Source organism: bacterium, assembly GCA_016786595.1.
Taxonomy (GTDB): domain Bacteria; phylum Bdellovibrionota_C; class UBA2361; order SZUA-149; family JAEUWB01; genus JAEUWB01.
Genome location: JAEUWB010000049.1, coordinates 1 through 13,936, shown reverse-complemented (window position 1 = coordinate 13,936; position 13,936 = coordinate 1). Strand labels below are relative to the sequence as shown.

Here is a 13,936-nt window from a genome sequence, read left to right as displayed (position 1 = left end):
TTTATCCTCCAAGTTTATCTTGCAAGCCGAATTTCAATGCCGAGCTTACAAGTTTGCGACCGTGTTGCGATCGCAATGATTTACTGTCTTCAAGTAAAAGTTCGTTAAGCCTACTAAAAACAACGTCGAATGACAAAAGGTCTCGAGTGCTGTGCTTGGCAATTTTATCCAGCATATCTTGCGGTAGCTTTAAGCCCCGCTTTGTCAAAATCGCCTCTAAAATCGGCTTTAACTCTACGCTAGTAGGAAAATTTAGTTCCAAAATCTCCGTGGTTTGAATACGACTTTGAATGTGTGGATTAGTGGAGAATTTACTAGGGTGCACTTGCGAGCAAATGATCATCAGGCCATTTTGAGCTTTTACACTTTCATATTTTGCAACAAATTCAGAAGCCCAAGAATCTTCATGCGCACCAAGATTTTGATCAAAGTAACTCAGTAACTCTAGTACGCCAAGCTCTCGAGCGCGCTCAAGAATTACACTTAAAAAATGACTCTTTCCGGTTCCTGATTGGCCGTAAATAAAAACAGGGGCAAATTTCCTTTCAACTAAGACCAGACTCTCGACTAACTGCATTAAAGCTTCGTAAGCCGTGATCACTCCACTGTGCAGCACAAAAAAGCGCTCTGCGTTATAGCTTGACTGTTCTAATCGAAGTGGAATTTGTTTCATGGTCGTCAGCAACCGACAACAATTTCGCGGCCATCAATCAAGGGCACACGTTTTAGATTCGCGCCTAAACTTTTGAATTTATCGACTAAAGAATCATACCCCCTGTCGAGGTGGTGGATTTCTTGAATTTCAGTTTCCCCTTGCGCAACAAGTCCCAGCAAAACAAGACCTGCCGCGGCGCGAATATCTCGCGCTTCTACCGGGGCACCACTTAGTAGCGTTCCGCCTTCGATGATAGCCTTGCCCCCATGGGTTGAAATCTTTGCTCCAAGCCGACGATACTCGGCAACATGGCCAAAGCGATTTTCAAAAACCGTTTCCTCGATTTCACTTTTTCCAGCTGCCATGGTCAAGGCCGCCATAAAAAGTGGCTGCACGTCGGTAGCAGTTTGCGGAAATGGTCCGGTATGAAAGGAAACTGGCTGCAAGCCCCCACTCTGACTGACCGTAACGCTATGGTCTTTGGTCATGACTTCACAGCCCATTTTTTCAAGTAGATCTAAGGTTGCACCGAGATAGTTAGGGCTAATCCCCTGCACAGTGACATTTCCACCTGTCATTGCTCCGGCAATTAAGTAGGTGGCAGCCTCGATTCTGTCGCCGCCAATTGAACGCGTAACACTTCCTAGTTCTTTGGTGCCATGAATTTTTAATGTGCTCTCGCCAATACCTTCAACGTGAGCGCCCATCGCAGAGATATACTCAGCAACTTCTGAAATTTCCGGCTCGCGCGCGGCTCCTCGAATCGTCGTTACTCCCGGCACAAGTGCGGCAGTTAATAACAAATGTTGCGTTGCGCCCACAGATGGGAATTCAAGATTAATTTCTGCAGGAGTAAGCTCGCCAGGTGCTTCAGCAATTACTGCGCCATGTTCTTGGCGCACTTCGATGCCAAATTGCTGTAGACCTTTTAAATGTAGATCGACAGGGCGAGTGCCAATTGCATCCCCGCCAGGAAGCGCCACTCGCGCATAGCCTGTGCGTGCGACCAAAGGTCCTAAAACCCAAAATGAAGCGCGAATTAATTTTACAAGACTGTATGGCGCCGCACTGGAAGTTAAATCTGAAGCAGTAACCTTAAGGGTCTGTCCCTTGAATTCAACTTTTGCCCCAAAGGAACGGAGCAATCTAACCATCACATGGATATCTTCAAGATTGGGGACGTTCGAAAGTGCGCAAGTTTCGCGTGAAAGCAGAGTTGCAATCATTAAAGGCAGGGCTGAGTTTTTAGCTCCAGACACCTTGACTTCTCCACGAAGTGGATTTCCAGCTTTAATAATTAATGATTCCATGCGTTTTAACGTTTAATTAATACGAAACGATCTTTCCCAGATAAATCCTGGAAAATCTCAGTTTTGCCATACCCCAGCTTTAGAGCCGTCGATACTACACGATTTGCCTGCGTATATCCAATTTCAAGGAAAATGCAGGTTTCTTCGGGCAGTAATGCTTTAGGAGAATTGACTGACTTTAAGCCTGAAGCTAGCTCCTGAACTTCTACTAAAAGCCTCTCAACCAAGGCTAAACCATCTGACTCGGCAAAAAGGGCAAGCTTTGGTTCGAAGTCAATCACCGAAACTGGAAGTTCTTCTGTAGTAGAGACATATGGCAAATTGGCAACAATTAATGCGCGCTTTACCCCTTGATCACCCAAATCTGAAGTATCCAACTTTTCAAGCAAATTGCTTTCCAAAAAAGTAAGTGTAGTTGATTTACCCAAAAATTCGGTTACGTTGAGCGCAGCATTCTGCCGAGCAATCACAAGCGCTTCGGGACTAATTTCTAAACCGTAGACTTTTGGAGTATTGCTCTCCAGCGCAAGCGTGATCGCAATAACTCCGCTGCCTGTGCCGACATCAATAATTACATCCACTCCACCAGTATTTGCTAAATACTTCAGGGCAAGTTCCACTAGCTCTTCTGTCTCGGGACGCGGAATTAAAACCGCCGGGCTAACCTTAAATTTACGTCCCCAGAACTCGGACTCGCCGAGAACATAGGCCAAAGGTTTTCCGGCTAAACGCTCCCCTTGAATGCGTAAGCATTCCGCCTGATGTGCCACAGAAAGTTCTGCGCCAAAATCGCTTAAGAGTTGGTGTTGATCGATCCCTAGAACATGAGCCAAAATCCACTGCGCCTCCTGCTCAGGATTCTCCTTCAGGCTTGCGGCAAGTTTTCTAAAAAGATCAATCCTCGTCACTGTCATCTGCGGCCTTTGTCGGGGCTTTTGCAGGTTGGCCAGTTTCAGCGCGTAGCGCTTCTTCACGGGCATAATCTTGAAGTGGAACAATTACTAAGTCGAGGTCTCCTGCCATGACAAGATCTACTTGGTAGAGTGTGAGTCCGATGCGATGGTCGGTGACACGGCCTTGCGGGAAATTATAGGTGCGAATGCGTTCCGAGCGGCTACCTGTGCCGATTTGGGATTTACGATTGTCGCGACGCTCAGCGTCAAGGGCTTCTTGCTTTTGATTGAGTAAGCGTGCACGCAGAACTTTCAGCGCTTTAGCCTTATTCTTGATTTGCGACTTCTCATCTTGGCACGTCACCACTAAACCTGAGGGAATATGCGTCACGCGCACCGCAGAGTCAGTTGTATTTACACTTTGCCCACCCGGTCCAGAAGACCGGAATACGTCAATTCGTAAATCCTTATCTAAAAGTTCCACATCGGCTTCTTCAGCTTCAGGCAATACGGCTACGGTAATAGTCGAGGTGTGAATGCGGCCTTGCGTTTCAGTTTTGGGCACACGTTGCACTCGATGCACACCGCTTTCGTACTTAAAAGCACTGAATGCGCCTTTACCAATGATTTGAAAAATTACTTCCTTATAGCCGCCAACTGTCGCATCAGAGACAGACAAAATCTCCACTTTCCAGCGACGCTTCTCAGCGTATTTGGCGAAGGCTTGAAAAAGCTCACCGGCAAAAAGTCCTGCTTCATCACCTCCAGTGCCCGCACGGATTTCGATAATCGTATTCTTCTCATCGTTAGGATCTTTAGGCAGTAAGTATTCGATCAATTCCTTTTGCAGGTTTTCGATTTGCAGCCTCAGCCCACTTTGCTCTTCTTGAGCAAGCTCGCGCAATTCCACATCGTCTGTTTCGCGCAAGAGTTCCTTATTGACTTCGAGGGCAGCTTCAGTTTTTTTGAGATTATCAGCGCAGACAATAATCGGCGCAAGGTCGGAGTGCTCTTTAGAAAGTTCGCGAAATTTGCCGCGGTCGGAAACCACACTCGGATCACCGAGCATTTCCGTGAGTTCAGCATAGCGCTTTTCTAGAATCTGAATTTTATCAAACATATAACTGTAGGTATGGCAGAAAGCTTGCCCTTCTACTATCCTTTTGCTTTAGGTTCAATAGGCAAGGTGAGAATCAGAAGAATGCGCTCAATCTTCAGCACTCGTAGTCAAAACCGCTATCTGGGGAGCAATAATTTTAGCTCAAAACAGCAGCAACGCTCTGCCTGGCTCTGGTTGGCGCTAGGGTTGATAGTTGTTGCTTTAACGCTCTACCTCAAGCAGCGTGTTTCCGAACCCAGCACAACTTATATCGCCAAGGGCTTTGCGGCTTTAAGTCAAGGTGATGCCAAATCAGCATTAATTGAATTTACACGCGCCAGTAAAAGCGCTGAATTCTCAGATTGGACGAAGCTAGGTTTAGCTAAAACATTATTTGTCCAAGAACAATACGATAGCGCTCTTCAATTGCTCGGGAAAATAGGAAAACAAAGTTCGGCCAGCATCGAAGCACAGATTCTAAAATTAGAAATCGCGGAGATTCAAAATTTAGACTTTTCTGCAGCTGACCAGACTAGCATTTTTAAGCAAATTAATCGTTTTCGCCGACAAGATTTATTACCACGCTTTTCACTGCTCCGCGCAAAAAGCCTGATTCGCGCCGGAGACGTCTTGTCCGCCCTCAAGGAACTAAGATCTTTACGCACAGCATTTCCCAAATCCTTTCAAGCCCGTCAGGCACTGCATCTGGCACTTGAGCATAACCAGGACTGGCTGATTAATGACCCCGTTGCTGCAGTTGATGAATTAAAGCTGCTACTCAAAGAGAAGCATGACGAAGCGGGCATTAATTTAATTAAATCACTGGCACAAGCTTACGGCGAAAAAGACGTGCAAGCACAATTCCAATTGAAATTATTTACAGAAAAGTTTTTACGCTTGCAGCAGCAAAATGACGCAGCCGACCAACTACTACTTTCAATTAGTGCCGACGGGCCACAAGGGGCAGCAGACGAGGCAATTTTACGGATTGCAAACAACGCCTGGAATATTAACGACCACGACCGGGCCTTAACTTTTCTGTCGCAGCTCAAGGAACGCTTCCCCAAAAGCCCACTACTAGGAGAGGCGCATTATGTTGAGGCACGCATCTATGAAGAACTTAAGGAGCTGAAAGATGCAGAGGAAAATTATCTGAGTTCGATTCGGTTACTCCCGGACGGCCTGACCAAGGTGCGCGCCTTTGGACGACTTGCCTGGTTGTATCGCCAGAATAATGAAACACAAAAAGCGCTTGATAATTTTGAGGCGATGGAAAAACTTGCCCGGGAGTTGCCAAACGCTCAAAGCGAATTTTTACACGCAAGATTTTGGGCCAGAAAGACTAATCCAGAAAAATTTGCGCCGCAGGGTCAAACCGGAGTGCCTAAAACAGAAGCTAACGATCAACCCGAGCAAGATTGGATGCCCGATTATTATTCACTCTTAGCGCAACCAAGCGCAATAAATTTTGAATGTTCGGGGTCAAGCAACAAAGCCACCCCTTGCTTAACGAGTATTGATCCAGCATTAACTACTTTAGTTGAGCAACTAAAAACGGCAGGACTAAAAGACCTCGCGCAACACGAAGTGAATTTCCGTTATCCAATTGATGGGGCATTAAATACAGAAACCTTTAAACGCGAACTACAGCGGCTGACGATTCTTAAGTCCATTAGCCCTCAACAATATTTAATTACCGAAAGCGCTGCACTGCTTAAAATTTTCCGAGAAACAAACCAGCTTGAATACAGCAAACTTGACAGCTGTTGCAGACGAGCAGTCTTAGAGATTCTATACCCGCAAGAGTATCAAGAACAAATCAAACAAGCAGCCGTTGCTAATGGCTTGGACCCGAAACTATTAACCGCATTAATGCGCACTGAGAGTGCTTTTAATGCGGAAGCAGAATCAAAAGCTGGAGCTAAGGGCTTATTACAGTTAATGGATAAAACCGTCTTAGATCTTAACCCTAAATTTTCTGGTAACATCTATGACCCGAGCACCAATATCAGACTTGGAGCACAATATTTCAAACAATTACTCAAGCAATTTTCGGGCAATGAAGTCCAGGCAATCGCCGCCTACAATGCCGGACCTGCAGCAGTTAATCGCTGGCTTAGCCGCACACCTGATGTAGGGACAGAGGTTTGGATCGAATTTATTGGCTACCCAGAAACGCGTGATTACGTGAAGCGCGTAATTGCCACGAAGGCGATATACGAAAAGTTGTATTAGGAACCATGCCCTGGATAGGTCCAGATTGATCTTTTTAGGACTTTTTTTGCTTCAAATAAATAATCCTAACTAACGGACAAATATTTCTAAAAACCACTTGAAATCGTAGTTACTAGTGCTTATCTAGACACCATGGACATCAACCGCTTTACACAACGTTCCCAAGAAGCTCTTCAAGCTGCACAAAGCGTCTCTACGCGTATGCGCCATGTCGAGGTCGATGGCGAGCATCTCTTATTAGCACTACTTGAGCAGCAAGACGGCTTAATCCCACGCTTGATTGCTAAATTCGGCCTGAATCTTACAAGCTTAACCAAAGACGTAGTTGCAGAACTGGAAAAACGTCCCGCTGTCTCTGGACCGGGAAGTGACCCGAGTAAGGTCTACATCTCTCAGCACCTCGCTAAACTACTAACTGCCGCTGAAGAGCATGCGAAGAAACTCAAGGACGAATACATTTCGGTTGAGCACATTTTTCTGACTTTTTTCGATGAACCTGACTCGGCAATTAACCGCATCTTCAAAAAGCATGGCATTACAAAAGACAAATTTTTAAAAATCTTACTCGAGGTTCGTGGGAATCAACGCATCACGAGCGCAAACCCCGAAGCCACTTACGAAGCACTAGCCAAATATGGTCGGGACCTGGTTAGCGAAGCACAACAAGGTAAACTTGACCCCGTGATTGGACGCGATTCAGAAATTCGACGCGTGATTCGCGTACTTTCTCGCAAAACTAAAAATAATCCGGTCTTGATTGGTGAACCTGGAGTTGGAAAAACAGCAATTGTCGAAGGCTTGGCAGGGCGCATCGTGCGCGGTGACGTGCCTGAAACACTAAAAGATAAAAAGATTTTTGCCCTCGACATGGGGGCATTAATTGCTGGTGCAAAGTATCGCGGCGAGTTTGAAGAACGCTTAAAAGCAGTCTTGCAAGAGGTGAAGCAGTCTGAAGGTGGCATTATTCTTTTTATCGACGAACTGCATACAATCGTCGGCGCGGGTCGCACCGAAGGTTCGATGGATGCTGGGAATATGCTTAAGCCGCTTCTGGCTCGTGGCGAATTGCACTGCATTGGGGCAACTACTCTAGATGAATACCGCCAGTATATTGAAAAAGACGCTGCACTTGAGCGGCGCTTCCAACCGGTCATGGTCGACCAGCCTAGTGTTGAAGACACGATTTCAATCTTGCGTGGCCTCAAGGAGCGTTTTGAAATTCATCATGGTGTGAATATCCAAGACAACGCGCTTGTCTCTGCGGCAACACTTTCTAATCGCTACATCACAGAGCGTTTCTTGCCCGACAAAGCCATTGACTTAGTGGATGAAGCTTGTGCGATGATTCGCACTGAAATTGACTCAATGCCAGCTGAGCTTGATGAAGTTACGCGCCGGCTAATGCAGCTTGAAATCGAAGAAGCGGCTTTAAAGAAGGAAAAAGATGAAGCTAGCAAAGTGCGCCTAGCAGAACTGCGTAAGGAACTAGCTGATGTAAAAGAAAAAACAACAGCAATGCGCGTGCAGTGGGAAGCTGAGCGTCAGGCAATTCAAGCTGTCCGTAAAGTGCGCGAAGAAATTGAAGCAGTAAGAAAACAAATCGAAAATGCCGAAGTAAAATATGACTTGAATAAAGCTGCTGAACTTAAACACGGGAAACTTCCCGAGCTAGAAAAGCGTCTTAAGGCAGAAGAAGAAAAAGCTAACGTTGGCAAAGGCAAACGTTTACTAAGCGAAGAAGTCACAGCAGAAGAAATCGCTGAAATCGTCGGCAAATGGACGGGGATTCCTGTGACAAAACTTGTCGAAGGCGAACGCGAAAAACTCCTTCAACTAGAAAATATTTTGCACCAGCGCGTGATCGGTCAGGACGAAGCAGTGTCTCTTGTCGCTGATTCAGTGCTGCGTTCACGTGCGGGAATTAAAGATCCAAAGCGACCGAATGGTTCGTTTATTTTCCTTGGACCAACCGGAGTTGGAAAAACTGAACTTGCACGAGCTCTGGCTGAGTCCTTGTTTGATTCTGAAGAAAATATCGTGCGCATTGATATGAGCGAATACATGGAAAAGCATTCCGTGTCGCGCCTGATTGGAGCCCCTCCGGGCTATGTTGGCTTTGAAGAAGGTGGTCAGCTTACAGAGGCGGTGCGTCGCAAACCTTATTCTGTGATTTTATTTGATGAGATCGAGAAAGCACACAGCGAAGTATTTAACGTGCTTTTGCAGATTCTCGACGATGGTCGCGTTACGGATTCGCAAGGTCGAGTTGTAAATTTTAAAAACTCAGTAATTATTATGACTTCAAATATTGGGAGCCAATATTTACTCGCAGGCATTAATGATGACGGAACAATTAATGAACCGGCAAGAAAATCCGTGATGGCTGATTTACGTGCGCACTTTAGACCGGAATTCTTAAATCGCGTTGACGAAATTATCTTGTTTAAGCCGCTACAGCAAAGCGAAATTCGACAAATTGTCGATCTTCAAATTGGCGAAATCGAAAAGCGTTTAGCTGATAAGCATATTCGCTTGTCGATGACTGACGCGGCTAAGGACTTTATTGCTAAAGAAGCCTACGACCCAATCTACGGAGCGCGTCCGCTTAAGCGCTACCTGCAGAGAAATCTCGAGACAGCACTTGGTAAGGGCATTATTGCCGGAACGATTCTTGACGGATCCTTAGTTGAGATTGGCGTTGAAAGTGGAAAGCTTGCGGTCAAGACTTTAAGTCAGCAGTAAGCTAATAATTATTTAATTCTTCCACATAAGCATGCAGTGCGGTTTCACCGCCTGTGTGCCAAAAAAGAATTTTATCGTTTTTAGAAAATTCTTTTTTTCGAATTTTATCGATCAGTCCTGCCAGGGCTCGACCGGCATAAACTGGGTCGACTAAAATTCCTTCGGTCTTTGCTAAAAGATGAATTGATTCTCGCTCCGGGTCGCCAACAACGCCGTAACCCCCTCCAAGATAATTGTAATCCATGGAAAAGTCTTCTGGATTGAGCGTTAAGCCAAGTTGCAAGTCGTGATTAATTTTTTGCGCAACATCAAAAACGAATTTTTTATAGTTAAAATCACTCGTCCCGTCTGGGACCTGGTCAATGCTGATGGCGACAAGTTTTTGCTTGAGATTTGCTAATTTAGCGCCAACGACCATGCCGGCCTGAGTGCCGCCAGAACTTGTAGCAAAGACAATATGCGTGAAGTCTAGATTCTGCTCGTGAATCTGGGTGGCAAGTTCATACATCGCAAAAATGTAGCCTAAGGATCCAACTGAATTAGAGCCCCCAACGGGAATGAGGTATGGTTTTTTCCCTGCCTTACGAAGTTCCTCGGCAAGGCTTTCCATTTTAGTTTCGCGTGTGCCTTTTGGCGTCCAATGTTCTTTGGCGCCGAGCAAGTGATCAAGAAAACGATTGCCGTTTAGTGTATCACTTGGTGTGCCGCCAAAGACGAGGTGACATGCTAATCCTGCGCGCACGCAAGCGGCGGCAGTTTGCCTGCAGTGATTTGACTGAGGACCGCCGGCAGTAATTACCGTATCAGCTCCTTGCTTTAGAGCGTCGGCAATTAAAAACTCAAGTTTTCTAGTTTTATTTCCGCCCGTGGCAAGTCCAGTTAGATCATCACGTTTGATGTGAATCTCTGGGCCATTTAATTTTGCGCTGAAGCGTGTGAGTTTTTCAATTGGGGTTGGTAGGTGTGCCAATTTAAATCTTGGCGCTTGAGACAATTTTGCAGGGAATTCCATATTAGAGAGTTTTACATGTTAAAAATAGAACGTCAAAAGTGAGCAAGTGCACAGATTGTAAACCATTAATGGAAAAACCTATGCACTGCCCACCTGTAGCGAACGAACCTTAGACCAGAGCAGCCTCTCGCTCAGCCGTCTTTTTTGCAATCGCCGTTTGGAGTAGTCTGGCAATTCTTGCGCTATTGGGATAAGGCCGTATGGGCGCTCTGCCAATCGGGACACTGGTCATACTCAACGCAGTTCGTCCAGGCATACCTTCGATCATTCCTGGCGCAATGTATTCTGGGTCAGTTCCAGCATCAAGCAAAGCCTGGATAATCTTCGCTCGGCCACCTCGAAGATGAACCATGATGGCGTTAGCGCCAAAACGGTTTACCGCATTAATGACTTCGCCTATCCCTGGTTGAGAAAGAAGAAAGTCAATTGCCTTTAAGGTTTGCGCTAGCATCAGCACGCTAGCACCATCTATCTCGCGAACGGCCGCGAGATTAGCTCCGTCACCTAGAGCAGCTTCCATCATCCCGATGTCATTTGTCATTGCCCCGCGAAGGAGCCTTCCATTGAGTTCTTGTTGATCCATTGTTACCTCCAGTGGATAGTTATTTGGAAAATTCACAAATAACTATCCACTGGCAGGGATCTGAATGGTAAAAAACCTGATAATCTATGCACTTGCTTTACTGCTAAGCATCTCAGCGATAAAGCAAGCCTTATCTTGCTACTCTAGAAATCATTTAAAAGATCAGGCAAACAACGACAGAGCCAGTCTAACTTGCTAATCAAGAAATATCAATTAACTAAAGTGAGTGTCTCTGTGTGGGCGGTCAATCGCTATCAGACTGCGAATAATCCAGCACAGCAACATTACAATAAAAAACACTACTACGCCGAGAATCTGAAAATTCATCGCGCTAATAATCATCGCACCGCAAGCGATTAATCCACCGACAAAGAAAATTAATAGCCAAAACCAACGCTGGATGATCAAGAAAACAGCAATCACCGTGGCAAGCCCAAAGACGAAAATTGCCAAACTAGAATCAAGTTGTTTAAAAGAGGAGGTTAAGGATTGATAACTTTGGCTCAGCCAAAGTTGCATAGTTTCCAAGTCTGGTAGTCCAATTTCTTTAAGACTAAGCATGCCCTCAAAAATACTGCGCGCGTTAGAAAAAAGCAACTTTACGGTGCACCCGGAAAGGCGACTTTTTAACTGCTATAAAACTCAGCCTTACTAATCTGATAGACAACACTTTCTTTACCCTTTGGATCAACCTGCTTGCCGAGATAGGAGGCGCCGATTTTCTGAATTGCTTTTCTTGAGCGCATATTGTTTGGCCCAATTAAAAAGATAACTTTTTCTACAAATTGAAACGCATGGGAAAGCATCAGTGTTTTCAATTCGCGGTTGTAAGTGCCGCCCCAGTGACTTCGAGCCAGAAATGTCCAGCCAATTTCGATGCGGGAGTCTATTGGGTCATAGCCAAAAAAGCGTGAAGAGCCGATGATTTCTAGATTTTTACGATCGATTACGATAAGCGCACCGTTGGAGGCCAAGCCCTGTTGAAAAAATTCCCTAAAAACATTTTCCTTGTATCGATCGCTGCTCGGGTGCTGCTCCCAGATTAATGGGTCTGAAGCAACTTGATAGAGTGCCTCAAAATCGGCTTCGAGGAGTGGTCGAAGCTCGATTAGGTTTCCAGTTAGAGTTGGTTGTAAGTTAAATTCCATGGAACCCGATTTACTTTCATCGCGTGTTGTTACGGAAATACCTATCATTCTTCACTTTGGTAGGTAAAGAAATAGGTAGCGCGCGGTTAGCGTTGATTTGAGCGTCGCGTGTGTTGTTATTTTTACCGGCTGCGCCGGCAAATTTCCCACAACTACTAATTTACATGTATTACTAACTGGTTATACATGATATCAGAGCTAGCATTGGATGAAGCCCTCCGACACTTGATTCCGGAGATTCTTACCTTACTTGGATGCCAAGCGGTAATAGGATAATTGCCCTTGACTTTGTCTGAGGGCACAGGGCTTTGTTTGATGGTACCGAGTTGGCACCTAACACCTAATGGTACAGGGTTACTTTTGCCGCCATACTTAACAACAAAATAATACACTTCCAGGTATATTATCGTCCACTTTTAGATGGTTGTTGCCTGACTTATAAAATATTCATGGATTATGTGAGAGCGGTGTTTGCCAGTTTGTCAGGGATAGTAACCCTGCACCAGAATAAAGTATTTTTCACTAGTTGCTGAGTAGGCTGGCACTAGTGAGTTAGTTGTTACAAGTTTATAATTCATAGCGGTTTTATAAAACGTTTTAGACCCAGAGAGAGTGTTGGGCTCTCACTGGGTCAAGCGGGGAATGATTAGAGCTGGGCTTTTGATCCCGTCCAAAGCCCCATAAGCAGAGCAGGTTCGCCATTTACCTCCACTACCTCGAATCCAAGCGCGAGGCCGAGTTCGACTTGCTCGCCCGGGTCGGCCAAATACTGAAGGCGCACACCCTTTTCGGGGTCTAGGCTATCTTGACCGAAAGCAATGTGCAATCTATCGATTGCCAATTGCAACATCGCTTTTGCGATTTCGACTTTCCTGTCTGCCCATTCTAGAGATACAGCAAGTCGCCGAGCAATTGCGACGAAGCCATCAAAGAAACAGGCAACAAACCCGATAATCTTGCCCTTGTCATCGACTGCCACGACGCAAAATTGGCTGTTCTTCACAGCATATTCGACCGCGTCTTGCGTGTTGTTGACGCTTGCAGTCCAAGGGTGTCCTTGGATTAGCTTCAGGATACAAAGTGCGTCGCCTTTTTGGGCAACGCGAACTGTAAATCTTTTATCGCTCATGATTTTTTCTTCCTTCCTTCTCAGTGAGAAGTGCAACACGATAGAACCATGTCGCACTTCCCCCCAATATTGAGGAAGTTTCTAAAACCCTTAAAACCAATATGAATTATAAAATTGTGACGGTTCTAATCTACTACCCAAAATGCGGGTTATACATTTAAAGGCTATTTTTATCAAGTTTAGCGTTGGAGGCGGCACAAGCTAGTTAGCTTCGTACTAGCTGGCTTGATTATTTTGGGCGACGGATTGTTTCATTAACAGCTGGAACGTATGGGCCGGTGTGCACCTTCACAGATTGTAGTGCCTCGTGAAATGTCTTCTCCATAGTCTGATCGTAATCTGACGAATTTGAATTAAACCGTGGCCAAGCAAGTCGGACGCCTGCATCTGCTGCATCGAAATTTCGTTTAGCATCTAGTACCGTATACGTAATGCCAGCTTGGACATCTTTTTGCCGATAAATCTTCCATTCTTGAAATATTTCTTCAGTCAGTTGTTGAGCTGTAAATTCTGTACCTATTTTCTTAAAGGAATCTGCAGCTTCCTTTGACCCTCGTTCATAGAACGTATACACAATTACCGTTATATTCTCTGTGTCCTGTTCTTTTAAATTAGGAATTTGAAAGGCAGCTTTTGCAATTGGGAATTTCGACTGCATTTTTATCACTGGCCAATGGTCTTGCGCTGCAAACTCTACAAAGCCTCGATCTGTGAAAAATCTGAATCCAGTGTCTGCAAATGTCAACAATGGGAAAAGCAAAAGTATGAAAGCTAAGGCATACTTAGTTATACTTGTTTTATTCGCATGGCTCATATCTTAGATCCAAAAATCCTATTGCAATGCTTTCATCAATTCTTTAGCTAAACACTCAAAGAATATTTACTCTTTCTCTGCTTCGCTGAGCGGTTCTGCTGCTAATAACCAGTTTGGATCTGCGCTAGCCCACTTAACAAATATCTGAACGATTTTTTCTAGTTTACTTGGATCCCCATGGCCGATAAACGCATCTTCTTGAATTTCTACAACAATCCAATCTGTTTCAGAATTATTGATTTGAACAGCATCAAAAAATCGCCCAGAAAGCCTAGTCTCTGCTAAATCAATTTTGATTCTCCATCCAGGATTGTCC

13 protein-coding genes are annotated in these 13,936 nt (G+C 45.1%); 2 read left to right on the top strand and 11 right to left on the bottom strand.

The genetic code is table 11. The features are described from left to right. Window position 1 precedes the first annotated feature (1 nt). Genes JNK13_07580 through prfA form a run of 4 tightly spaced genes read right to left on the bottom strand, consistent with a single transcriptional unit; the run spans window position 2 to window position 3,978 of the window. Window positions 2-673, bottom strand: coding sequence for a hypothetical protein (locus JNK13_07580; protein ID MBL7662596.1), 672 nt, complete (start codon window positions 671-673; stop codon window positions 2-4). A 5-nt stretch (window positions 674-678) separates the two neighbouring features. Continuing rightward, window positions 679-1,965 carry a UDP-N-acetylglucosamine 1-carboxyvinyltransferase gene (murA, locus tag JNK13_07575; GenBank protein MBL7662595.1) on the bottom strand — a complete coding sequence of 429 codons (1,287 nt, stop codon included), beginning with the start codon at window positions 1,963-1,965 and terminating at the stop codon, window positions 679-681. Between the two features lie 5 nt (window positions 1,966-1,970). Beyond that, window positions 1,971-2,879, bottom strand: coding sequence for a peptide chain release factor N(5)-glutamine methyltransferase (prmC, locus tag JNK13_07570; GenBank protein ID MBL7662594.1), 909 nt, complete (start codon window positions 2,877-2,879; stop codon window positions 1,971-1,973). After that, window positions 2,860-3,978, bottom strand: coding sequence for a peptide chain release factor 1 (prfA, locus tag JNK13_07565; protein ID MBL7662593.1), 1,119 nt, complete (start codon window positions 3,976-3,978; stop codon window positions 2,860-2,862). Before prfA ends, prmC begins: the two co-directional genes overlap by 20 nt. An 81-nt stretch (window positions 3,979-4,059) precedes the next feature. On the opposite strand from prfA, the gene JNK13_07560 reads away from it, so the two are divergent. Beyond that, window positions 4,060-6,192 carry a transglycosylase SLT domain-containing protein gene (locus JNK13_07560; protein ID MBL7662592.1) on the top strand — a complete coding sequence of 711 codons (2,133 nt, stop codon included), beginning with the start codon at window positions 4,060-4,062 and terminating at the stop codon, window positions 6,190-6,192. A 132-nt stretch (window positions 6,193-6,324) separates the two neighbouring features. Then, the gene (gene clpB / locus JNK13_07555) at window positions 6,325-8,934 is read left to right on the top strand and encodes an ATP-dependent chaperone ClpB (protein MBL7662591.1); all 2,610 of its coding nucleotides are present in this window, start codon (window positions 6,325-6,327) and stop codon (window positions 8,932-8,934) included. Window position 8,935: 1 nt separating this feature from the next. On the opposite strand, the gene JNK13_07550 is transcribed toward clpB, so the two are convergent. From JNK13_07550 to JNK13_07520, 7 genes are all read right to left on the bottom strand, one after another. Further along, complete coding sequence (locus tag JNK13_07550; GenBank protein ID MBL7662590.1) at window positions 8,936-9,946, bottom strand: D-cysteine desulfhydrase family protein; 1,011 nt, start codon at window positions 9,944-9,946, stop codon at window positions 8,936-8,938. 109 nt (window positions 9,947-10,055) lie between these two features. Beyond that, window positions 10,056-10,529, bottom strand: coding sequence for a hypothetical protein (locus JNK13_07545; GenBank protein MBL7662589.1), 474 nt, complete (start codon window positions 10,527-10,529; stop codon window positions 10,056-10,058). Window positions 10,530-10,742: 213 nt separating this feature from the next. After that, window positions 10,743-11,090, bottom strand: a complete 348-nt coding sequence (locus JNK13_07540) for a hypothetical protein (GenBank protein ID MBL7662588.1) — start codon at window positions 11,088-11,090, stop codon at window positions 10,743-10,745. A gap of 65 nt (window positions 11,091-11,155) precedes the next feature. Continuing rightward, entirely contained in the window at window positions 11,156-11,677 is a 522-nt protein-coding gene (locus JNK13_07535) for a GNAT family N-acetyltransferase (protein ID MBL7662587.1), read from the bottom strand. A 646-nt stretch (window positions 11,678-12,323) separates the two neighbouring features. Further along, complete coding sequence (locus JNK13_07530; GenBank protein MBL7662586.1) at window positions 12,324-12,806, bottom strand: hypothetical protein; 483 nt, start codon at window positions 12,804-12,806, stop codon at window positions 12,324-12,326. A gap of 229 nt (window positions 12,807-13,035) precedes the next feature. Beyond that, on the bottom strand, window positions 13,036-13,620 hold the full coding sequence (locus JNK13_07525; protein ID MBL7662585.1) for a hypothetical protein: 585 nt from the start codon (window positions 13,618-13,620) through the stop codon (window positions 13,036-13,038). Window positions 13,621-13,686: 66 nt separating this feature from the next. Beyond that, a partial coding sequence (locus JNK13_07520; protein ID MBL7662584.1) for a hypothetical protein occupies window positions 13,687-13,936 on the bottom strand: 250 nt, incomplete at its 5' end.